The organism is Rhodococcus pseudokoreensis, assembly GCF_017068395.1.
GTDB lineage: Bacteria > Actinomycetota > Actinomycetes > Mycobacteriales > Mycobacteriaceae > Rhodococcus_F > Rhodococcus_F pseudokoreensis.
The window spans coordinates 6,334,283-6,353,396 of sequence record NZ_CP070619.1; the positions used below are offsets into that span (position 1 = coordinate 6,334,283).

The 19,114-nt window shown below is 67.9% G+C and carries 22 protein-coding genes; 13 read left to right on the forward strand and 9 right to left on the reverse strand.

Translation table 11 applies throughout. The features are described from left to right. Positions 1-200 precede the first annotated feature (200 nt). From JWS13_RS34080 to JWS13_RS34095, 4 genes are all read left to right on the forward strand, one after another. A complete protein-coding gene (locus JWS13_RS34080; RefSeq protein WP_124394916.1) occupies positions 201-1,085 on the forward strand; it encodes a universal stress protein in 885 nt (294 codons plus the stop codon). A gap of 73 nt (positions 1,086-1,158) precedes the next feature. Then, a complete protein-coding gene (locus JWS13_RS34085; RefSeq protein WP_012689174.1) occupies positions 1,159-2,199 on the forward strand; it encodes an LLM class F420-dependent oxidoreductase in 1,041 nt (346 codons plus the stop codon). Positions 2,200-2,248: 49 nt separating this feature from the next. Continuing rightward, entirely contained in the window at positions 2,249-3,139 is an 891-nt protein-coding gene (locus JWS13_RS34090) for a universal stress protein (protein ID WP_206009852.1), read from the forward strand. A gap of 31 nt (positions 3,140-3,170) precedes the next feature. Continuing rightward, positions 3,171-3,806 carry a response regulator transcription factor gene (locus JWS13_RS34095; RefSeq protein WP_206009853.1) on the forward strand — a complete coding sequence of 212 codons (636 nt, stop codon included), beginning with the start codon at positions 3,171-3,173 and terminating at the stop codon, positions 3,804-3,806. Between the two features lie 8 nt (positions 3,807-3,814). Here the strand turns inward: JWS13_RS34095 and JWS13_RS34100 are convergent, their stop codons facing one another. Continuing rightward, positions 3,815-5,461 (reverse strand): sensor histidine kinase, encoded by a 1,647-nt coding sequence (locus JWS13_RS34100; protein WP_206009854.1) that lies wholly within the window; start codon positions 5,459-5,461, stop codon positions 3,815-3,817. Positions 5,462-5,578: 117 nt separating this feature from the next. On the opposite strand from JWS13_RS34100, the gene JWS13_RS34105 reads away from it, so the two are divergent. Continuing rightward, positions 5,579-6,202 (forward strand): Tat pathway signal protein, encoded by a 624-nt coding sequence (locus JWS13_RS34105; protein ID WP_124394920.1) that lies wholly within the window; start codon positions 5,579-5,581, stop codon positions 6,200-6,202. Between the two features lie 12 nt (positions 6,203-6,214). Here JWS13_RS34105 and JWS13_RS34110 read toward each other — a convergent pair whose 3' ends face one another. The 5 genes from JWS13_RS34110 to JWS13_RS34130 all read right to left on the reverse strand — a co-directional run bounded on the left by JWS13_RS34110 (position 6,215) and on the right by JWS13_RS34130 (position 9,706). After that, complete coding sequence (locus JWS13_RS34110) at positions 6,215-6,943, reverse strand: SRPBCC family protein (RefSeq protein ID WP_206009855.1); 729 nt, start codon at positions 6,941-6,943, stop codon at positions 6,215-6,217. Next, a complete protein-coding gene (locus tag JWS13_RS34115) occupies positions 6,940-8,010 on the reverse strand; it encodes a tellurite resistance/C4-dicarboxylate transporter family protein (RefSeq protein ID WP_206009856.1) in 1,071 nt (356 codons plus the stop codon). The genes JWS13_RS34110 and JWS13_RS34115 overlap by 4 nt, the downstream gene beginning before the upstream one ends. After that, entirely contained in the window at positions 8,007-8,333 is a 327-nt protein-coding gene (locus JWS13_RS34120) for a cupin domain-containing protein (RefSeq protein ID WP_087559051.1), read from the reverse strand. The genes JWS13_RS34115 and JWS13_RS34120 overlap by 4 nt, the downstream gene beginning before the upstream one ends. Before the next feature lie 75 nt (positions 8,334-8,408). Continuing rightward, complete coding sequence (locus JWS13_RS34125; RefSeq protein ID WP_206009857.1) at positions 8,409-8,903, reverse strand: dihydrofolate reductase; 495 nt, start codon at positions 8,901-8,903, stop codon at positions 8,409-8,411. Continuing rightward, positions 8,903-9,706, reverse strand: a complete 804-nt coding sequence (locus JWS13_RS34130; protein ID WP_087559049.1) for a thymidylate synthase — start codon at positions 9,704-9,706, stop codon at positions 8,903-8,905. The genes JWS13_RS34125 and JWS13_RS34130 overlap by 1 nt, the downstream gene beginning before the upstream one ends. A gap of 86 nt (positions 9,707-9,792) precedes the next feature. Between JWS13_RS34130 and cobF the strand changes: the two genes are divergently transcribed. The 5 genes from cobF to JWS13_RS34155 all read left to right on the forward strand — a co-directional run bounded on the left by cobF (position 9,793) and on the right by JWS13_RS34155 (position 14,045). Then, complete coding sequence (gene cobF / locus JWS13_RS34135) at positions 9,793-10,533, forward strand: precorrin-6A synthase (deacetylating) (RefSeq protein ID WP_124394924.1); 741 nt, start codon at positions 9,793-9,795, stop codon at positions 10,531-10,533. A 55-nt stretch (positions 10,534-10,588) separates the two neighbouring features. Continuing rightward, positions 10,589-11,455, forward strand: a complete 867-nt coding sequence (locus JWS13_RS34140) for an Fpg/Nei family DNA glycosylase (protein WP_206009858.1) — start codon at positions 10,589-10,591, stop codon at positions 11,453-11,455. Positions 11,456-11,493: 38 nt separating this feature from the next. Further along, positions 11,494-12,705, forward strand: coding sequence for a formate-dependent phosphoribosylglycinamide formyltransferase (purT, locus tag JWS13_RS34145; protein ID WP_206009859.1), 1,212 nt, complete (start codon positions 11,494-11,496; stop codon positions 12,703-12,705). After that, positions 12,702-13,184 (forward strand): DUF456 domain-containing protein, encoded by a 483-nt coding sequence (locus JWS13_RS34150; protein ID WP_206009860.1) that lies wholly within the window; start codon positions 12,702-12,704, stop codon positions 13,182-13,184. Before purT ends, JWS13_RS34150 begins: the two co-directional genes overlap by 4 nt. Positions 13,185-13,280: 96 nt before the next feature. After that, positions 13,281-14,045 (forward strand): hypothetical protein, encoded by a 765-nt coding sequence (locus JWS13_RS34155; RefSeq protein WP_206009861.1) that lies wholly within the window; start codon positions 13,281-13,283, stop codon positions 14,043-14,045. 15 nt (positions 14,046-14,060) lie between these two features. On the opposite strand, the gene JWS13_RS34160 is transcribed toward JWS13_RS34155, so the two are convergent. Next, on the reverse strand, positions 14,061-14,816 hold the full coding sequence (locus JWS13_RS34160) for an amidohydrolase family protein (protein ID WP_206009862.1): 756 nt from the start codon (positions 14,814-14,816) through the stop codon (positions 14,061-14,063). A gap of 145 nt (positions 14,817-14,961) precedes the next feature. Further along, a complete protein-coding gene (locus tag JWS13_RS34165) occupies positions 14,962-16,353 on the reverse strand; it encodes an FAD-dependent oxidoreductase (RefSeq protein WP_206009863.1) in 1,392 nt (463 codons plus the stop codon). A gap of 213 nt (positions 16,354-16,566) precedes the next feature. Between JWS13_RS34165 and JWS13_RS34170 the strand changes: the two genes are divergently transcribed. The 3 genes from JWS13_RS34170 to JWS13_RS34180 are packed head-to-tail and all read left to right on the forward strand — an operon-like array spanning position 16,567 to position 18,707. Continuing rightward, positions 16,567-17,019, forward strand: coding sequence for an Rv0361 family membrane protein (locus JWS13_RS34170; protein ID WP_206009864.1), 453 nt, complete (start codon positions 16,567-16,569; stop codon positions 17,017-17,019). 48 nt (positions 17,020-17,067) lie between these two features. Then, positions 17,068-17,487: a rhodanese-like domain-containing protein gene (locus JWS13_RS34175; RefSeq protein ID WP_206011851.1), complete on the forward strand. Its 420-nt coding sequence runs from the start codon at positions 17,068-17,070 to the stop codon at positions 17,485-17,487. Continuing rightward, positions 17,484-18,707 (forward strand): O-succinylhomoserine sulfhydrylase, encoded by a 1,224-nt coding sequence (locus tag JWS13_RS34180; RefSeq protein ID WP_206009865.1) that lies wholly within the window; start codon positions 17,484-17,486, stop codon positions 18,705-18,707. Before JWS13_RS34175 ends, JWS13_RS34180 begins: the two co-directional genes overlap by 4 nt. A 66-nt stretch (positions 18,708-18,773) precedes the next feature. Here the strand turns inward: JWS13_RS34180 and JWS13_RS34185 are convergent, their stop codons facing one another. Further along, positions 18,774-19,094, reverse strand: coding sequence for a WXG100 family type VII secretion target (locus JWS13_RS34185; protein ID WP_206009866.1), 321 nt, complete (start codon positions 19,092-19,094; stop codon positions 18,774-18,776). Positions 19,095-19,114 lie beyond the last annotated feature (20 nt).

Sequence of the window (19,114 nt, forward strand, 5' to 3'; positions counted from 1 at the left end):
ACATCGCGCGGGGTCGGATCGTTCGAAAGAGGCAGTGGCGCAGTCGTATTCGATCTAGGCACACGAATCCACTTCTAATCATCGCGCAATCCGGCCGCTGCGGCTACGGCCGGAGAGCCCAAATCGGTGGGGACTTAAGTCCCATGTCGAAACGTGAAGGGCGGCAGACGCGAAAAGCAGGCCGGGGATAGTGTGAAGCCATGAGCACACGGGACCGCAACAGCGTCGTCGTCGGTGTCGACGGATCGGACAGCTCGAAGTCCGCTGTCCGGATGGCTGCCGAACTCGCCACCGAACGTGGACTGAACCTGAAGATCATCCACGCGCTCGACTTCGCCCCGTACGGGTTCGGCGGCCCGTACATGGATTCGGGCGGCGTGTACGAGTGGGTCGAGGCGAGCGGCAAGGCGATTCTCGCCGAGGCGCAGGAGCAGGCATTCGCGGTCAATCCGATCATCGAGGTCTGCACCGAACTGTCGATCGGGAGCAGCGCCCAGTGGCTCGTCGACCTGTCCGAGAACGCCCGGATCGTGGTGGTCGGCGCGTCCGGGTCCGGGGCGGCGGCCACCGCGCTGCTCGGGAACACGGCCATCAACGTCACCAGCCACGCACACTGCCCGGTCGTCGTGGTCCGCGGAGACGCCCACGCAGGCGGGCCCGTCGTGGTCGGTGTCGACGGCAGCGCCACCAGCGAACGGGCGATCTCGGTGGCCTTCCAGGAGGCGTCGATGCGGAATGCTCCGCTGGTGGCCGTCCACGTGTGGAGCGACCTCGGATCGAAGGCGTTCGAGGATCCGCGGGCCGCGGCCCTGGTTCCGCAGGGACTCGAGGAGGACGAACGCGCCGTCCTCGCCGAAAGCCTCGCCGGCTGGCAGGAGAAATACCCCGACGTGCGGGTCACCCGCGAGGTGTACATCGACAACCCGCGGGCACGGTTGCTCGACTGGTCGAAGAAGGCGCAACTGCTGGTCGTCGGCAGCCGGGGGCGCGGAGGATTCAAGGGGATGCTGCTCGGTTCGACCAGCAACAGCCTGGTCGGCGGGGCACAGTGCCCGGTAGTCGTCGTGAGGCCTGCACGCCCCTGAGGCGATTACGCGCAGTAGTGTTCTGGATCGAAGCAGGAACAGGTTGCAGGTAACGCCAGGATTGGGGAACGACGTGCGCATAGGTATGGGCTTGAACTACAGCGGCGGTTTCGCCGAGACGGTCGACGAGGTCGCCGACCTGGAGAAAGCCGGGCTCGACATCGCGTTCGTGCCCGAGGCCTACTCGTTCGACGCGGTGAGCCAGATCGGCTACCTCGCCGCCAAGACCACCACCCTGGAACTCGCTTCGGGCATCTTCCAGATCTACACCCGCACGCCGAGCCTGACGGCGATGACCGCCGCCGGCCTCGACTTCGTGTCGGACGGACGTTTCGTGATGGGGCTCGGCGCGTCCGGCCCGCAGGTGATCGAGGGTTTCCACGGCGTCAAATACGACGCCCCGCTCGGCCGCACCCGCGAGGTCGTCGAGATCTGCCGCAAGGTGTGGCGCCGCGAGAAGGTCGAGTTCCAGGGCAAGTACTACCAGATTCCGCTGCCTGCCGAGAAGGGCACCGGACTGGGCAAGCCGCTGAAGATCATCAACCACCCTGTGCGTGATCGCATCCCGATCGTCATCGCCTCGCTCGGACCGAAGAACGTGGAGTTGACCGCCGAGATCGCCGAAGGCTGGGAACCCATCTTCTACCACCCGGAGAAGGCCGCGAGCGTGTGGGGCGAGCCGCTGGCCAAGGGCAAGGCGAAGCGCGACCCGAGCCTCGGCGACCTGCAGGTCTTCGCGTCGCCCGCCCTCGCCATCGGCGACGACGTCGACCACATGCTCGACTGGGTCCGCCCCGGTCTCGCCCTCTACATCGGCGGCATGGGCGCAAAGGGCAAGAACTTCTACAACGACCTCGCGGTCCGGTACGGCTACGAGAAGGAAGCCGAGACCATCCAGGACCTCTACCTGTCGGGCAAGAAGGACGAGGCAGCCGCCGCGGTGCCGGACGACCTGGTGCGGGCCGTGTCGCTGATCGGTCCGGAGAGCTACGTCGCGGAGCGGGTGGCCGCGTTCGCCGAATCCGGGGTCACCACGCTCACCGTCACACCGCTCGCCGCGGATCGTGCGGGACGTGTCGCGTTGGTCGAGAAGCTCCGCAAGATCTGCGGGTAGCGCCGCACACCTCAGCAGTGCACAGCCGGAAGAATCAGGAAAGGTGACCATGACCGGAATCAAGCCGATCGTCGTGGGTGTGGACGGATCCGAGTCGGCGTCGGCCGCCGTGGCGTGGGCCGCTCGGGCCGCCGCCGCACTGTCGCTCCCGCTGCACATCGTGACAGTGGTCCACATTCCTGCCTTCTATTACACCGAGCCGTATCTCGCCGAGAGCTTCAAGGAAGAACTCGAGGACACGGCGAAGGCCCGGCTGGGCAGTGCGCGGGTGCACGCCAAGCAGACGGTGGACGAGCCGCTCGACATCACCACCGAACAGTTCGAGGCCAAGGTGAGTCAGACCCTCATCGAACTGTCCGCGAACGCGCACATGGTGGTGCTCGGCTCGCGCGGGCACGGCGAGTTCACCGGCCTGCTGATCGGTTCCACGACGTCCGCGGTCGCCGCGCACGGCCACTGCCCGCTGGTGGTCGTGCGGGGGCGCACCATGGACGGGCAGCCGCCGACCGAGGGACCGATCGTGGTCGGTGTCGACGGTTCGGAAAGCAGCAGGGCCGCGTTGGAAGTGGCGTTCGAGCAGGCCGCCGCGCGGGGTGCGAGCCTGGTCGCGGTCAACGTGTGGAGCGATGTGAGTGTGCAGCCGTCGCTCGGCGCCAGCCCGGACGACCCGCTGTGGAGCAGCATCCAGACGGGCGAGGAAGTGGTGCTCTCGGAGCGTCTCGCCGGGTACCAGGAGCGGTATCCGGACGTGACGGTCGAACGCGTCGTCGCGCGCGACCGCCCGGTGCGGGTGCTCAGCGAATTCGCCGAGAAAGCGCAACTGATCGTCGTGGGCAGCCGCGGCCGCGGTGGTTTCACGGGAATGCTGCTGGGCTCCACCAGCAACGCGTTGCTCCACACCGCGGACTGCCCGGTGATGATCGTCCGGCCGGAGAGCTAGCGCGAACTTTCAGTCGCTTGGAGGTGCACACATGACCACGCGGGTGTTCCTGGTCGACGACCACGAGATCGTGCGACGAGGCTTGGTCGATCTACTGGGCAGCGCGCCCGACCTCGAGGTGGTCGGGGAGGCCGCGTCGGTCGGTGAGGCGATGGCGCGGGTCCCGGGCAGCGGCGCCGACGTCGCCGTGCTCGACGTCCGGTTGCCGGACGGCAACGGTGTCGAACTGTGCCGGGACCTGCGTGCCGCGCTGCCCGAACTGCGGTGCCTGATGCTGACGTCGTACTCCGACGACGAGGCGCTGTTCGACGCCATCATGGCCGGGGCGTCCGGATTCGTCCTCAAGCAGATCCTCGGCACCGACCTGGTGGCGGCCGTGCGGACGGTGGGGGAGGGCGGTTCGCTGCTCGACAGCAGGGCGACGTCGGCGCTGATGAACCGGATCAGGTCGGCCCGGAGGGACGACCCGCTGGTGCAACTGTCCGAGCAGGAACGTGCCGTGTTCGACTTGATCGGCGAGGGGCTCACCAACCGGGAGATCGCCGAGCGGCTCTTCCTCGCCGAGAAGACGATCAAGAACTATGTGTCGCGGCTGTTGTCCAAACTGGGGATGCAGCGGCGCACGCAGGCGGCGGTGCTGGCCACCGAGTTACGCAAACAGCACTGAAAGTTCCGTCACGTCAACGGGACCCGCCAGGTGACGACGGTCCCTCCACCGCCGGAATCGACGGTGCAGGTGCCGCCGCAGTGCTCGGCGCGCCGATCGAGGTTGTCCAGTCCGCTGCGCCGGGCGCCGTCCGCGATTCCGATGCCGTCGTCCGCGACGGTGACGACGAGGTCGTCCCCGGCGGCCACCGAGATGTCGATGGTGGTGGCCCGCGCGTGCCGCAGCGCATTGCTCAGGGCCTCACGCAACACCGCCTCCGCGTGCGGGTGGATGCGGCTCGGCACGAGAGTGTCGATGGCGCCGGTGAACTGGACGTTCGGCGCGACCGGCGAATGCGAGGTGAGGTCGCCGATCACGTCGAGCAGGCGGCGGCGCAGACTGGTCGCCGACGCGATGCCGGTGGCCTGCAGATCGAAGATTGTGGTGCGGATCTCGCGCACCGTCCGATCGAGTTGCTCGACCGCGGTGGCCACGATGGAGCGCACGCCGTCCGGAACGTCCCCGACCGCGTGAGTGCTCTGCAGGCTCATGCCGGTGGCGAACAATCGCTGAATCACGTTGTCGTGCAGGTCACGCGCGATCCGGTCGCGGTCGGCGAGCACCGACAGCAGGCGTTGCTTGCTCTGCTGGTCGGCGAACTCCACCGCGACGGCGGCGAGGTCGGCCACCGATTCGAGTCGGGCCACCTCGTCCGGATCCCACGGAGCGGTGCCCCGCGCGGTGACCACCAGAACCCCGCCGACCCCCGACGCCGTCGACAGTGGCAGCACCGCGGCGCGGCCCGCCTCGGTGGAGAACGGTGCGAGACCGTCGATGCCCGTCAGCAGTGCGGGGGTGCGGGAGCGCAGCACTTCGGCGAACGGCTCGGCCTGGGTGGCGGTTCGGAAGGTGGCGCGCAGCGGCCGCACCGCGGTGTCCGCCCCGACCACCGCGCCCTCGCCGAGCGTGACGACGATGAAGACCTCGTCACCGCTGGACAGTTCGCGTACCTCTGCGGCGAGGGTGTGCAGCGTTTCGTCGAGTGATCCGCCGACCATCAGCCGGGAGGTGATCGCCGCGACGGCCGTCAACCACCGCTCCCGCGTCCGCGATTCCTCGAACAGCCGGGCGTTCTCCACGGCCACGCCGGCCGAAGTGGCGAGCGCGCGCAGAATGACCTCGTCCTCGTCGGTGAACTCGGGTCCGCTGAGTTTCTCGGTCAGGTAGATGCTCCCGAAAACATTGCCCCGCATCATGATCGGCATGCCCAGGAAGCTCTTCATCGGTGGATGGTTGGGCGGGAAGCCGAGCGACCCCGGATGATCGGCCAGGTTGGAGAGGCGCACCGGGCGGGGGTCGTGGACCAGCAGTCCCAGCAGTCCGCGGCCCTCGGGCAGGTGGCCCATGCGCGCACGCTCTTCCGGCGTGATGCCCTCGTAGACGAACTCCGAGAGCCCGCCGTCCGGTGCGTGAACACCGAGTGCGCCGTAGCGGGCGCCGAGCAGGGACGTGGCCGAATTGACGATGCGCTGCAGGGTGGAATCCAGCTCGAGCCCCGACCCCACGACCAGGACCGCCTCGAACAGGCGCTGCAGACTCCGACGAGTGGGGATCACGTCGGCGAGCCCCTCCCGGAACTCGCTGATCCTCGCCTCGTGCCCACCATCCGCTCCCATGTCAGCAGCATAGGTCTGGGGGAGACGTAACACCGCCAACCACGGCGTCGATAAGTGCTCGAGTGTTTACTCATCCGAACTAATGCTTACCCATTGACGCGACGAGGGAGAAGAAGAATGAATCGACGGCACTTCGCACGACGGGTCGCGGCAGGTCTGACCGCAGCAGTGGCAGCGACGATGATGTTCACCGGTGTCGTGTCGGCGCAGCCCGCAGATTCCGCTTCCGTCGTCGACCCGGCGACCGCGATCGCGAAGCTGCGCACCGTGGCCGCCGGAAACCCCGAGGCCGAGGCCGCCATCGAGCGACTTGCCGCATCCCCGACCGACACGGCGGCGACGAACATCGCCCTGCCGGGCCAGATCTTCCAGGTCCCCGCGTACTCCGACACCGGCCAGGGCGGTCCCGTCCTCGGACAGCTGTACGGCGCGGGTGTGGCGACCAACATGAGCAACCAGTTCCGCTTCGGCTTCTTCGGCGGACCGGGCGTCATCGCCAACGACCAGGCCGGCGCCGAACTCGACGTCGTGTACTACAGCTTCGCCACCGGTGCCAGCGGCATCGTCAAGCTGGACCAGAACAACGTCGCGGTTCCCACGGTCGTGTCCACGGCCCCGGTCGCCGGACTCGGCAGCGGCCTGGTCGTCGCGGCCGTGTACGGCTCGCTGAACCACCAGGTGGGGCCGAACGTCGTCAAGAGCACGATCTGGTGGCCGACCCTGGGCACCGTGCTCGCCTGACCTGTCGAGAACTCAGGTGGCAGGTTCGGCGCCCGGCCGGGCCTGCCACCACTCCGTCCAGCGCTGTTCGAGTTCGGCCCACTCCTCGTCGTCCAGGTCGTAGGCCGCGAGCAGGATCTGCGCGCCGCCGTTCGGGCGTGCGGTGTTGACGGGCTGCTCGCCGAACTGCAGCAGTCCGGGGCCGAGGTCGTCGACGCTCACCGCGGTCTGGTGCTCGCCGACGAAACACACCACCCCGTGCAGCAGATCGCCCGTCTCCGCGACCGCCGTGAAGTGATCGCCCACCTTCATGCCCGCGATCTTGTCGAGGCCGAGCAGGTGCCGCGCCGAATCTCCGTCCGAGACCGGGCCTTCGAGGAACAGCGTGCGACGCTCGTCGAGTCCGTGCCGTTCGATGCCGAACTTGAGGAACTGCAGGAACGTCGTCCAGCCCTCGGTGACGTCGTCGTACCAGTCGTCCGCGGCGGGATCGGCGTCCCGGGGCGGCCGGGTGATCCGCACCAGCGTGGTGCCGTCGTGCTCGTGGAGGCTGAACCGGTCGGCGCCGCCCAGGGCGAGGGTGAAGGTCTCGGAGTCCTCCGTCACGTCGTCGCCGAAGTAGATTTCCCTGATCTCGTCGTCCAGGCCCTCGATATCCCAGCCGTGCCAGCGCCGCAGCAACTGCGGGTCGCGCAGCGCAGGCCACACGACCGACGGCGCCGCAGCCACCGATACCTCGATCACGGGCGGGGTTTCCGTCATGCGCTCTCCTGCGTCTCCGCTGTTGCCGGTCCGACCTGCACCGCCGACCGGAGGAGATGCACCACCATGACGACGAACGTCACGCACCACACGGTGAATGCACACCACAGTTCGGCACTACCGACCATACCCACGAGCGGAAGGTGGTCCGCCCGGCCCAGGTAGATGCCGGCGACCGCGTACATGCCGAGGGGGAAGACGATGCTCCACACGGCGGCGTCGTAGCGCAGCGGCACCTTGTTGGTGATGTGGCGCCACCATCCGGCGGCCACCAGGACCGGGATCAGCCAGGTCGCGAACGCCCAGAACACCACCGCGAATCCGCCGATGAGCCCACGCGTGGCGTTCACCATCGGCGCGTCCTCCATCTCGACGATGCGGGCGCCGGCGAGGACGGTGATCGCACACGCACCCATCGACACCCAGAACGGCGCGGTGAGGTCCTGCGGCCGCAGCGGATACAGCAACATCCGTGCGGCGACGAAGATCCCCGCCGCGCCGTACAGGCACACCCCGATCGACCAGGAGAAGACGGCGACCACGGCCAGGAACCGGCGGGCGCTGTCGTAGACCGGTTCGAGGGTCGCGGCGGCCACAGCCACCGATTGGGCGGCGACCACCCAGATGAACCAGGTTCCGTTGGCCCGCGCCACCACCGGACGTTCCGACGTGCCCAGGACGGCGGTCCACGGGACGACGTAACCGAGCACGATCCAGGTCAGCCCGGCGACGGTGAGCAGCACCGCGGTGGCGGCGTAATGGCCGTCCATCGCAAGGCGCACACCGAACACGTCGGTCCCGGCGATGAACGTGAAGAAACCGAATCCGCGGCTCGCGTCGGTCAGGTCGCCGACGACCTCACCGCGGTACGCCACGATCCGCCAGACCGTGAGGACCACCAGCGTCACGTACGCCGTGCCGCAGACGATCAGCAGCAGAACCGAGAGCACGTCGAAGCCGCTCAGTTTCATACCCACCGAGATGATGCCGCTGGCCATGACGATCGCGAAATAGGCCGGGTTCAGACTCCGAACAGAATCGGCGAACCGATCGCGCACGACCGTCACATGGCGACGGTGAGCAGGAACGCGACGTCCTCGATGGCCTCGACGCTGTGCCGGTCCGTCGGGAGGACCAGCAGGTCGCCGGTGGAACCCTTCCACGAGTCCTCGCCGGCCACGAGGTTCAGTTTGCCGCTGAGAATGAACAGGGTGGCCTCGCCCGGGCTCTCGTGTTCGGCCATCTTCTGGCCCGCGGCCAGGGCGATGACGGTCTGCCTGAGGCTGCGCCGATGGCCGCCGTACACGGTCTGCGAACTGCGGCCGCTGGACGTCCCGCCCGCCAACTTCAGTTGCTGACGGGCAAGGGCGGTCAGTGACTTCTTGTCCATGAGGTGAGTATGAACCACTGCGCGCACCGTCACCCGTCGAATGGGGTAACGGTGCGGTGGCAAACAGGTGGCCGGTCAGCGCTTGGTGTAGGTGATCCAGCGGTACCGGGTGCCGTTCTTCGCCGACGTGAGCCACTCGCCGGTGTCCTGCGGGTGCCAGGACTCGTCGATCGGGGGTGCCCAGGCGTCGCCGTCGATCGTCACGTCGATCTCGGAGACCAGCAGCTGTGTGGCGAACGGCATTGCCGCCGTGTAGATCTGACCGCCGCCGATGACGCAGACGTCCTCGTCGGCGAGCGCGAGCGCCGAGGCGATGCCGTCGGCGGCCTCCGCTCCTTCCGCGGCCCAGTCGGGCTGACGGCTGATCACGATGTTGCGCCGTCCCGGCAGGGGCCGGAATCGTGGGGGCAGCGAGTCCCACGTCCTGCGGCCCATGATCACGGGGTGGCCCTGCGTCACCTTCTTGAAGTACGCCATGTCCTCGGGGACGTGCCACGGGATCGTGTTGTCGCGGCCGATGACGCCGCCGGCACCCTGCGCCCAGACCAGCTTGACCTGCCGGGCCGCCACTAGACGGCCACCGGCGCCTTGATCGCCGGATGGTGCCGGTAGTCGACGATCTCCACGTCCTCGAACGTGTAGTCGAAGATCGAATCCCGCCGGTTCAGTTTCAGCGTCGGATACGGCAACGGCTCCCGGCTCAACTGCTCGGTGACCTGGTCGACGTGGTTGTCGTAGATGTGGCAGTCGCCACCTGTCCAGATGAAGTCGCCCGGTTCGAGCCCGGCCTGCTGCGCCACCATGTGGGTGAGCAGCGCGTAGCTCGCGATGTTGAACGGCACGCCGAGGAACATGTCGGCGCTGCGCTGGTACAGCTGGCACGACAGCTTGCCGTCCGCGACGTAGAACTGGAAGAACGCGTGGCACGGCGCCAGCGCCATCTGCGGGATGTCGCCGACGTTCCACGCCGACACGATGATGCGACGCGAATCCGGGTTCGACTTCAGCGTCTCGATGGTCTGGCTGATCTGGTCGATGTGCTCGCCCGACGGGGTCGGCCAGCTGCGCCACTGCACGCCGTACACCGGGCCCAGTTCGCCGTCCGCGTCCGCCCACTCGTCCCAGATCGTGACGCCGTTGTCCTGGAGCCACTTCACGTTGGAATCGCCGCGCAGGAACCACAGCAGTTCGTAGACGATCGACTTGAGGTGCACCTTCTTCGTGGTGATCAGCGGAAACCCGTCCGCGAGGTTCCAGCGCATCTGATGACCGAAGACGCTCTTCGTGCCGGTCCCGGTGCGGTCGGCCTTCGGGGTGCCTGTGTCCATGACGAGTCGGAGCAGGTCTTCGTACGGGGTCGGCACAGATGTCACGGTACGAGCATAGGCGGCTCCGCCACCCGTGCGCCTTTCCGGTAGCTGGAGCAACCAGAAAGGCGCACGACCGTTAGCCTGCCCGCATGCGTGAACTCTTTGTGATCGGCATCGGCGCCGGCGACCCCGACCAGGTGACGGTCCAGGCGATCAAGGCGATGAACAAGGCGGACGTGTTCTTCGTCATCGGTAAGGGCGACGAGAAGCAGGACCTCGTCGATCTCCGCACCGGCATCCTCGAGGAACACGTCACCGGTCCGTACCGCGTCGTGGACATCGTCGATCCGCCGCGCAACCGCACGCCGTCCGACTACGAGGGTGTCGTCGACGACTGGCACGAGCGCCGGGCGGCGCTGTTCGAGGCCGAGTTCGCGTCGGAGCCGGGGGTCGGGGCGATCCTCGTATGGGGCGACCCGTCGCTGTACGACAGCACGCTGCGGATCGTCGAGCGGGTGCTCGCCCGCGGCAACGTGTCGTTCGACTACTCGGTGATCCCGGGCGTGACCAGCGTGCAGTCGCTGGCCGCCCAGCATCGGATCGTGCTCAACCGGATCGGCGAACCCGTCCACGTCACCACCGGGCGCCGCCTCGCCGAGGGTCTGCCCGACGGCGTCGACAACGCGGTGGTCATGCTCGACGCCCACTGCACGTTCACGCAGGTCCCCGGCGACGACGTCCAGATCTGGTGGGGCGCCTACCTGGGCACCCCCGACGAGGTGCTGATCTCCGGTCGCCTCCGGGACGTCGAGGACGAGATCCAGCGGGTGCGCGCCGAACTGCGCGAACGCAAGGGCTGGATCATGGACACCTACCTCCTCCGCAGGTGAGTGGGAAAGTGTGGAGGAGCACACTTTCTCGCTCACATGCCGTTAGCCTGGGGACATGCCCGAGCTGCCCGAGGTGGAGGCGTTAGCCGAGTTCCTGCGTGAACACGCCGTGGGAGCGGTCGTCGGCCGGGTGGACGTGGCGGCCCTGAGCGTGCTGAAGACGTTCGACCCCCCGATCACGGCCCTGCAGGGCCGCGACGTCACGGGTGCCGCCCGGTTCGGCAAGCACCTCGCACTCGACTGCTCCGGGTTGTGGCTCGTCACCCACCTGTCGCGTGGGGGCTGGTTGCGCTGGACCGACAATCCGTCGGCGGCGCCGCCGAAACCGGGGAAGGGACCGCTGGCGCTGCGGGTGCACTTCTTCACCCCGGAGGGGGCGACGCCGGCGTTCGACCTGACCGAGGCCGGCACGAAGAAGCGGCTCGCGGTGTGGCTGGTGCACGACCCTCGGGAGGTGGAGGGGATAGCCCGGCTCGGGCCCGACGCCCTCGCCGTCACCGAACCCGAGTTCGCGGCGCTGCTGTCCACCACGTCGGCGCGGATCAAGAATGGGCTCGTCGACCAGTCGCTGCTCGCCGGCGTCGGTAACGCCTACTCCGACGAAATCCTGCACACTGCAAAGATTTCCCCCTTCGCGACGTCGCGCACCCTGCCGGAAGACCAGGTGCACGTGCTGTATGGCGCGATGCGGTCCGTGCTCACCGACGCCGTCGAGAGGTCGCTCGGTCAGGACGCGGCGCGGCTGAAGGGGGAGAAGCGATCCGGGATGCGCGTCCACGCCCGGACCGGCCTGCCCTGCCCCGTCTGCGGTGACACCGTCCGGGAAGTGTCGTTCGCGGAGAAGTCTTTTCAGTACTGCGCGACGTGTCAGACCGGAGGCAAGGTGCTCGCCGACCGCCGGATGTCGCGGCTGCTGAAGTAGGCGCGGGCGTACACGCGTGCCCGCATATAGTTGTGACCATGCGTGAACAGGCACCCGGACGGTTCGGTACCCCTCTGACGGCAGGCGCGACCCGCGTCATGCTGCTCGGGTCGGGTGAGCTGGGCAAGGAAGTGATCATCGCCCTCCAGCGGCTGGGGGTCGAGGTGATCGCCGTCGACCGTTACGACAACGCGCCGGGCCATCAGGTGGCGCACCGCGCGCACACGATCGACATGAGCGACCCGGAGGCGCTGTTGCGGCTCGTCGACGCCGAAAAGCCGCACTTCGTGGTCCCCGAGATCGAGGCCATCGCCACCGATGCGCTGGCCACGGTCGAGGAGCGCGGCGCCGCGGTCGTGGTGCCCACCGCGCGGGCGACGCAGCTGACCATGAACCGTGAGGGAATCCGCCGTCTCGCCGCGGAGGAACTGGGACTGCCCACGTCGCCGTACGAGTTCGCCGAATCGCTCGACGAGGTCCGGGCGGCCACCGAACGCATCGGCTTTCCCTGCGTGATCAAGCCGGTGATGTCTTCGTCCGGGAAGGGGCAGTCGACGGTGCGCGCCGCCGGCGACGTCGAGAAGGCCTGGGACTACGCGCTCGCGGGCGGCCGCGTCAATTACGGCCGCGTCATTGTGGAGGGGTTCGTCGACTTCGACTACGAGATCACCCAACTCACCGTCCGGGCGATCGGCGGCGACGGCGAGGTGGGCACCTTCTTCTGCGAGCCGATCGGGCACCTGCAGGATTCGGGTGACTACGTGGAGTCGTGGCAGCCGCAGCCGATGAGCGACACGGCGCTGGCCCGCTCGCGCGAGGTGGCCGAGAAGGTGACGTCGGCGCTTGGCGGGCGCGGGATCTTCGGGGTCGAACTGTTCGTGACGGGCGACGACGTGTACTTCTCCGAGGTCAGCCCCCGCCCGCACGACACGGGGCTCGTCACCCTTCGGACGCAACGACTCTCGGAATTCGAACTGCATGCCCGCGCGATCCTCGGGCTGCCCGTCGACACCACCCTCACGGCACCCGGTGCGTCCGCGGTGATCTACGGCAAACTCGATGCCGCCGGGATCGGCTTCGAGGGTGTCGCCGACGCGATGGCCGTCCCCGAGACCGACCTGCGGCTGTTCGGCAAGCCGGAGAGCTTCGCGCGGAGGCGGATGGGCGTCGCCGTGTCCACGGGGCCGGACGTCGAGACCGCGCGCAGCCGCGCGCGGGAGGCGGCGTCCCGCGTCGAGCCCGTCGCGTGAGTCCGAGCGCAGAAGTTCTTGTCGGCCTGGCCATCGTGGTCGGGCTCGTCGGGATCGTCATCCCGATCCTGCCCGGAACGATCCTCATCTTCGCGGCAATCCTGGTGTGGGCCATCATGACCGGCGGTGCGACGGCGTGGACGGTGTTCGCGGTCGCCGCGCTGTTCCTGGTGATCAGCGGCGTCGTCAAATACACCTGGCCCGGCAAGCGGATGCGCACCGCCGGCGTCCCCAACGTGTCGCTGATCGTCGGTGGACTGCTCGGGATCGTCGGGTTCTTCGTCGTTCCCGTGGTGGGATTGTTCCTCGGGTTCATCGCGGGAACGTATGTCGCCGAGCTGTACCGGTTGCGTGCCCACAACCGGGCGTGGGCGTCGACGTGGCACGCCTGCAAGGCCGTCGGACTGTCGATGCTGATCGAACTGCTCGGCGCCCTGCTCGCCTCGGGGGTGTGGCTGACCGCGGTGGTCGCGACGTAGGTCGCCGAAATCGTCGCCGGGGGTATCCAGGAGCGACCTCCACCTGCGATGATGAAACGCGGATGTTGATCTTCCCGGCTAGCGGAGGAATGCGCCGTGAACAAGAAGACGACCTGGATCCTGGCCCCGCTCGCTGCCGCGACCCTCGCACTGAGTGGCTGCGGCAACGACTCGTCCGACTCGTCCGCGCCGAGCGCCACCAGCGCCGCGGAGACCACGAGTAGCGGCGAAGCGGCGCCCGCGTCGAACATGATGGAGAAGATTCCGTCACCCTTCGTGATGACCCCGCAGATGGACCCGACGTACGTCGGGTCGGTCGACGGGACCGACGCGTACATCGCGCTGGCCAGGTCGGGCGACGAGATGGTCGCCTTCCTGTGCGACGGCGACGAGATGTGGACGTGGATGACCGGCACGATGGACGGCGACAAGGCGTCGATGTCGTCGCCGGACGGAGCAACGCTCACCGCGTCGATGAGCGACGGCACCGTGACGGGGCAGGTCAGCGCGCCGGGCATGCCTGACAAGGCGTTCACGGCCAAACCGGTCGGCGCGGAGGACGGGCTGTTCCGGGCAACCACCAACCACGACGGCACCGACTACACCCTCGGCTGGATCATGACCCCCGACGGCGTCCGGGGGCTCGAACGGCAGGCCAACGGATCGACCACCGGTGGCATTGCCGTCGACCGGAACGGCGACGACATGGACGACCGGCAGCGGGAGCGGCGGCAGGAACGCCGGGAGCAGCTGGACTGCGGCGAGATGACCAACTACAACACGTGGCTGGTGGCGCAACCGCAGACTCCGCCGGTGGCGGAGATGGTGTCGATGAACAGCATGCAGATGGAAGGCTGCTGACACGGGGCGTGCGTGCTAGCAGCGTCCGCCCGGAGTGTCGCAGCGGTACCACGCACGCGCGTTGCCGCCCATGACCTTGTCGAAGTCGTCGCCGACCGCGTCCGCGACGATGTCGATGTCGCTGTCCTGGAACACTCTTCGGGCTCGGCTGCCCGGTAGGTCGGTGCCGAACATCAGCGCCTCGGGGTTGACGGCGTGGATCTTGCGCAGCACGTCGCCGACGTTCTCGATGGTGGTCCGCCCGAACCCGGTGGCCTTCACCCGGACACCCCGGTCGACGAGATCGAGGAGGTAGGGCAGGCCCCGCGTCGACATCCCCAGGTGGTCGATGCACACGGCGGGCAGCTTGGCGAACACCGGCTCGAGCGACAACAGCAGCGTGGCGTCCACGTAGAACTCGGCGTGCCAGCCCGCCAGCTCGTACGCCCGCAGGGCCTGCTTGGTGAGGAGTTTCACGTCGGTCGCGCTGCGCCGAAGGTTGAACCGGACGGCCCGGACCCCGGCGCGGTCGAGTTCGAGGATGCTCTCGTCGGTGGTGTCGAGTTCCATCTGGGTGACACCCACCCAGCTGGGGCCGAGCTCGGCGAGCGCGGCTTTCAGGTAGTTCTGATCGGTGCCCTGGTACGAGGCCGTGACGACGGCGCCGCCGTCCACACCAAAGCCTTCCGTGCGCGCCCGGTAGTCGGCGACGGTGAACGGCTCCGGAAGGTAGCCGTGGTTCTCGACCACCGGGAACCGGGGATCGATGATGTGAACGTGGGCGTCAAACACGACTCATATCCTGCCTTGTGCGGGCGACGGCGCGGGACTTCGCGTCGGCATTCGGGGTGAGCCTCGCCGCCATCCGGACACACCTGGGCCGAGACGACGGAAGGGAACCTCCCGCGGGAGGTTCCCTTCGCACCGAACCGGAAGATCAGGCCTTGTCGGGCTCGCTGGCCTTGAGCATGTCCTCACGCTCGACGACCTTGATTCGCTCACGGCCCTCGGGCTCGCCCAGGCTGCGCTCGTGCGCGTCGAGGCGGTACCAGCCCTGCCAGGTGGTGTAGGGGACCTGCTTGCCCTCGAGGAACTCGATGATCGCGTCCTCGCCCGGGTTCGCGGGCTCGGGGAAGCCGGTCCGGTCCTCGAGCAGGTTCGCGACGGTCTCGTTCGCGTCGCCCTTGGTGTGGCCGATCAGGCCGACCGGGCCGCGCTTGATCCAGCCGGTGACGTAGGTGGCCGGCATGAACCGGTCGTTGCCCTCGGCGGTGTCGTCGGAGATGACGCGTCCGGCCTCGTTCGGCACCGTGCCCGCCTGCTCGTCGAACGGGAGCTTCGCGATGTTCTGCGACAGGTAACCCACGGCGCGGTACACGGCCTGGACGTCCCAGTCGTTGAACTTGCCGGTGCCCTTGACGTTGCCGGTGCCGTCGAGCTGGGTGCGCTCGGTGCGCAGGCCGACGACCTTGCCGTCCTCGCCGAGCACCTCGGTGGGCGATTCGAAGAAGTGCAGGAACAGCTTGTGCGGGCGGTTGCCCACGTCGCGGATGGCCCAGTCCTGCAGGGTGTTGGCGACCATGTCGACCTGCTTGGAGTTGCGGCGCGCCTGCTCGGAGCCCTCGTCGTAGTCGATGTCCTCGGGATCGACGATGACCTCGATCGTCGGCGAGTGATCGAGTTCACGCAGCTCAAGGGGGGTGAACTTGGCCTGTGCAGGTCCGCGGCGGCCGAACACGTGGACCTCGACGGCCTTGTTGCCCTTGAGTCCCTCGTAGACGTTGGCGGGGATCTCCGTAGGCAGCAGTTCGTCGCCGGTCTTGGCGAGGACGCGCGCGATGTCGAGGGCGACGTTGCCGACACCGAGGACGGCGACCTTCTCGGCCTCGAGGGGCCAGGTGCGCGGGACGTCGGGGTGACCGTCGTACCAGGAGACGAAGTCGGCGGCGCCGTAGCTGCCGTCGAGCTCGATGCCCGGGATGTTGAGGGCGCGGTCGGCGTTGGCGCCGGTGGAGAAGATCACCGCGTCGTAGAAGCTGTGCAGGTCTTCGAGGGTGATGTCGCTGCCGTAGTCGATATTGCCCAGCAGGCGGACCGACGGCTTGTCGAGCACCTTGTGCAGGGCGGTGATGATGCCCTTGATGCGCGGGTGGTCGGGGGCGACGCCGTACCGGATCAGACCGAAGGGGGCAGGCATCCGCTCGAAGAGGTCGATGCTGATCCCGCCGTCAGACGCGGCATCGGATTTCATGAGTGCGTCGGCTGCGTAGATACCGGCGGGGCCGGCACCCACGATTGCAACGCGCAACGGACGTGTCTGATCAGTCATCTGGAGCGAACTACCTTCTGAAGGGCGGACAACGAAACCTCAGCTTAAATTAAGCCCAGCCTAATCGGGTGGCCGAGGTGCAGCAGACAGGGCAAAGCCCATTCTCGGGACTCACGCCTGTAGAGGGTAGTCGCCTCCGCGTTGGGGGGTCACAAACACGATTTGTAGGGGCAGCTCTATACACTCGTGGCCAGCCGAGATCGAAGGGAAGTCATGTCCGGTTCGAGCGAATCGCCTCAGCACGACGCGGGAGGCGCGGAAGATCCGGTGGATCCCCGGCGCATCACGGCGGTGCCGTTCATCGCCGCCGTCACCGTCATCGTCGTCATCCTCGTCGCCATCGTGGTGTCCAGCATGCTGTCGCCCGCCGACGAGAACGTCACGGAAGCGGATCGCATCAACCGTTCGGTCGCGGACTTCATCCAGGCCCACAACCACGACGACGCCGATCTGCAGAAGACGCTGGTCTGTCCGTCGTGGTCCGACGACCGGTCGGTGCTGCGGGGCAGGGAAGGCGAGGTCACGCTGCAGGGCGTCGAGTCGTCCGAGGTCAACGGCGACCGCGCCCGGGCGGAGGTCCGGGTCAGCGCCGACGACGGCAAGGGCGAGACGACCGATACATGGCAATTGACGCGGGACGGCGACACATGGGTCGTCTGCAACTGACCGTTGCCCGGAAGGGCGCACAGAACAGGGTTGTGAAAAGCTGACATGGTGAGTTACGCAGGCGACATAACGCCGGAGCATGCCTGGGAGCTGCTCCGCGACCATCCCGACGCTGTGCTGGTGGACGTGCGGACGGACGCCGAGTGGAAATACGTCGGAGTCCCCGACACGACCTCCCTCGGGCGGAAGACCGTGCTGATCGAATGGGTCAGCTACCCGACGGGCAGTCGTAACGACAACTTCGTGGACCAGCTGAAGGAGGCCGGGATCGCGGGCGGCGAGAGTGCCCCGGTGATCTTCCTGTGTCGCTCCGGCCAGCGGTCCATCGGTGCGGCGGAAGCCGCGACAGCGGCGGGCATCGGCCCGTCGTACAACGTGCTCGACGGTTTCGAAGGCGGCCTGGACGCCGACGGTCATCGTGGGGCGGTCGGCTGGCGGGCTCTGGGCCTGCCGTGGAGGCAGTGGTGAGTGCAATTCCTCAAGGCGGCGCGTTTCAGAAGGCGCTGCCGGACGACATCGGCCAGGGCACGATCAGCGTGCGCGGAGGAACCCTCCGGTCCGGCTTCGAAGAGACGTCCGAAGCGATCTTCCTGAACTCCGGTTTCGTGTTCGAGAGCGCCGGAGCGGCCGAGGCGTCGTTCACCGGCGACATCGACCACTTCGTCTACTCCCGCTACGGCAACCCCACCGTGAAGATGTTCGAGGAGCGGCTGCGCCTGATCGAGGGCGCGGAGGCCTGCTTCGCCACCGCCAGCGGAATGTCCGCGGTGTTCACCGCCCTCGGTGCGCTGCTGAAGGCGGGCGACCGCCTCGTCGCGGCGCGCAGCCTGTTCGGCTCCTGCTTCGTGGTGTGCAACGAGATCCTGCCCCGCTGGGGTGTGGAGACGGTGTTCGTCGACGGTGAAGACCTCGACCAGTGGGAGAAGGCTCTGTCCGAGCCGACCACCGCGGTGTTCTTCGAGACGCCGTCGAACCCCATGCAGACACTCGTGGACGTGCCCCGGGTGGCGGAACTCGCACACGCCGCCGGCGCCAAGGTCGTGCTCGACAACGTGTTCGCGACCCCGCTGCTGCAGCGCAGCCTGGAACTGGGCGCCGACATCGTCGTCTACTCCGGCACCAAGCACATCGACGGTCAGGGCCGCGTGCTCGGCGGGGCGATCCTCGGGCCGAAGGACTACATCGAGGGTCCCGTCCAGAACCTCATGCGCCACACCGGGCCGGCACTGAGCCCGTTCAACGCGTGGACGCTCCTCAAGGGGCTCGAGACGATGCCGATCCGCGTGCGGCACTCCGTCGGCTCGGCACTGGAGATCGCCCAGTTCCTCGAGGGGCACTCCGCCGTCGACTGGGTCAAGTACCCGTACCTCGAGTCGCACCCCCAGTACGACCTCGCCAAGCGGCAGATGAGCGGCGGCGGCACCGTCGTCACCTTCGCGCTGAACGCGTCCGAGAGCGAAGCGAAGAAGCGGGCATTCGAACTCCTCGACGGCCTGCGACTGGTCAACATCTCCAACAACCTCGGCGACTCCAAGTCCCTCATCACGCATCCCGCCACCACCACCCACCGGGCGATGGGGCCGGAAGGTCGTGCGGCAGTGGGCATCACCGACGGCGTCGTCCGGCTGTCCGTCGGACTCGAAGACACCGCCGACCTCCTCACTGACCTGGAGCAGGCACTGGGTTAGGCGCTTCGCGCCCGTGCGCCTTTCTGGTTGTTCCCGCAACCACAAAGGCGCACGAGCCCGGAGGGCCTAGAGGTCGAGGCTCGTGGTCTGCGCGACCGCGTGAAGGCGCTCGACGGTAGTCGCATCCTGGGTTTCGTACCGGCGTGCGCACTCGACGAGTGTCGCCGACATCTCGGCCAGGGTGCGCTGCAACGACTCCCGCCTGCCGTCCAGATAGGATGTGAACCGGTCGAACCCGGCGCCGGCCGCCTCCGGCCACGCCGCCCTCGAATCGGCGACGGCCGCGTCGATGGGGTTCAGCCGTGAGAGTGCATCGTCGAACAGGGCGTCGAGCTGACCGGCCGCCGCCTGTAGGGCACCGGTGTCGACGTGGGTGGAACCGCTCATTTTCGATCCTTCGTGTCGGT

Excerpts from the sequence above, each read along its gene's own strand:
- JWS13_RS34110 (WP_206009855.1), bottom strand. The coding sequence starts at position 6,943 with ATGACGGAAACCCCGCCCGTGATCGAGGTATCGGTGGCTGCGGCGCCG.
- JWS13_RS34140 (WP_206009858.1), top strand. The coding sequence starts at position 10,589 with ATGCCCGAGCTGCCCGAGGTGGAGGCGTTAGCCGAGTTCCTGCGTGAA.
- JWS13_RS34120 (WP_087559051.1), bottom strand. The coding sequence starts at position 8,333 with ATGGACAAGAAGTCACTGACCGCCCTTGCCCGTCAGCAACTGAAGTTG.
- JWS13_RS34170 (WP_206009864.1), top strand. The coding sequence starts at position 16,567 with ATGTCCGGTTCGAGCGAATCGCCTCAGCACGACGCGGGAGGCGCGGAA.
- JWS13_RS34105 (WP_124394920.1), top strand. The coding sequence starts at position 5,579 with ATGAATCGACGGCACTTCGCACGACGGGTCGCGGCAGGTCTGACCGCA.
- JWS13_RS34185 (WP_206009866.1), bottom strand. The coding sequence starts at position 19,094 with ATGAGCGGTTCCACCCACGTCGACACCGGTGCCCTACAGGCGGCGGCC.
- JWS13_RS34095 (WP_206009853.1), top strand. The coding sequence starts at position 3,171 with ATGACCACGCGGGTGTTCCTGGTCGACGACCACGAGATCGTGCGACGA.
- JWS13_RS34080 (WP_124394916.1), top strand. The coding sequence starts at position 201 with ATGAGCACACGGGACCGCAACAGCGTCGTCGTCGGTGTCGACGGATCG.
- JWS13_RS34100 (WP_206009854.1), bottom strand. The coding sequence starts at position 5,461 with ATGGGAGCGGATGGTGGGCACGAGGCGAGGATCAGCGAGTTCCGGGAG.
- cobF (WP_124394924.1), top strand. The coding sequence starts at position 9,793 with ATGCGTGAACTCTTTGTGATCGGCATCGGCGCCGGCGACCCCGACCAG.
- JWS13_RS34165 (WP_206009863.1), bottom strand. The coding sequence starts at position 16,353 with ATGACTGATCAGACACGTCCGTTGCGCGTTGCAATCGTGGGTGCCGGC.
- JWS13_RS34090 (WP_206009852.1), top strand. The coding sequence starts at position 2,249 with ATGACCGGAATCAAGCCGATCGTCGTGGGTGTGGACGGATCCGAGTCG.
- purT (WP_206009859.1), top strand. The coding sequence starts at position 11,494 with ATGCGTGAACAGGCACCCGGACGGTTCGGTACCCCTCTGACGGCAGGC.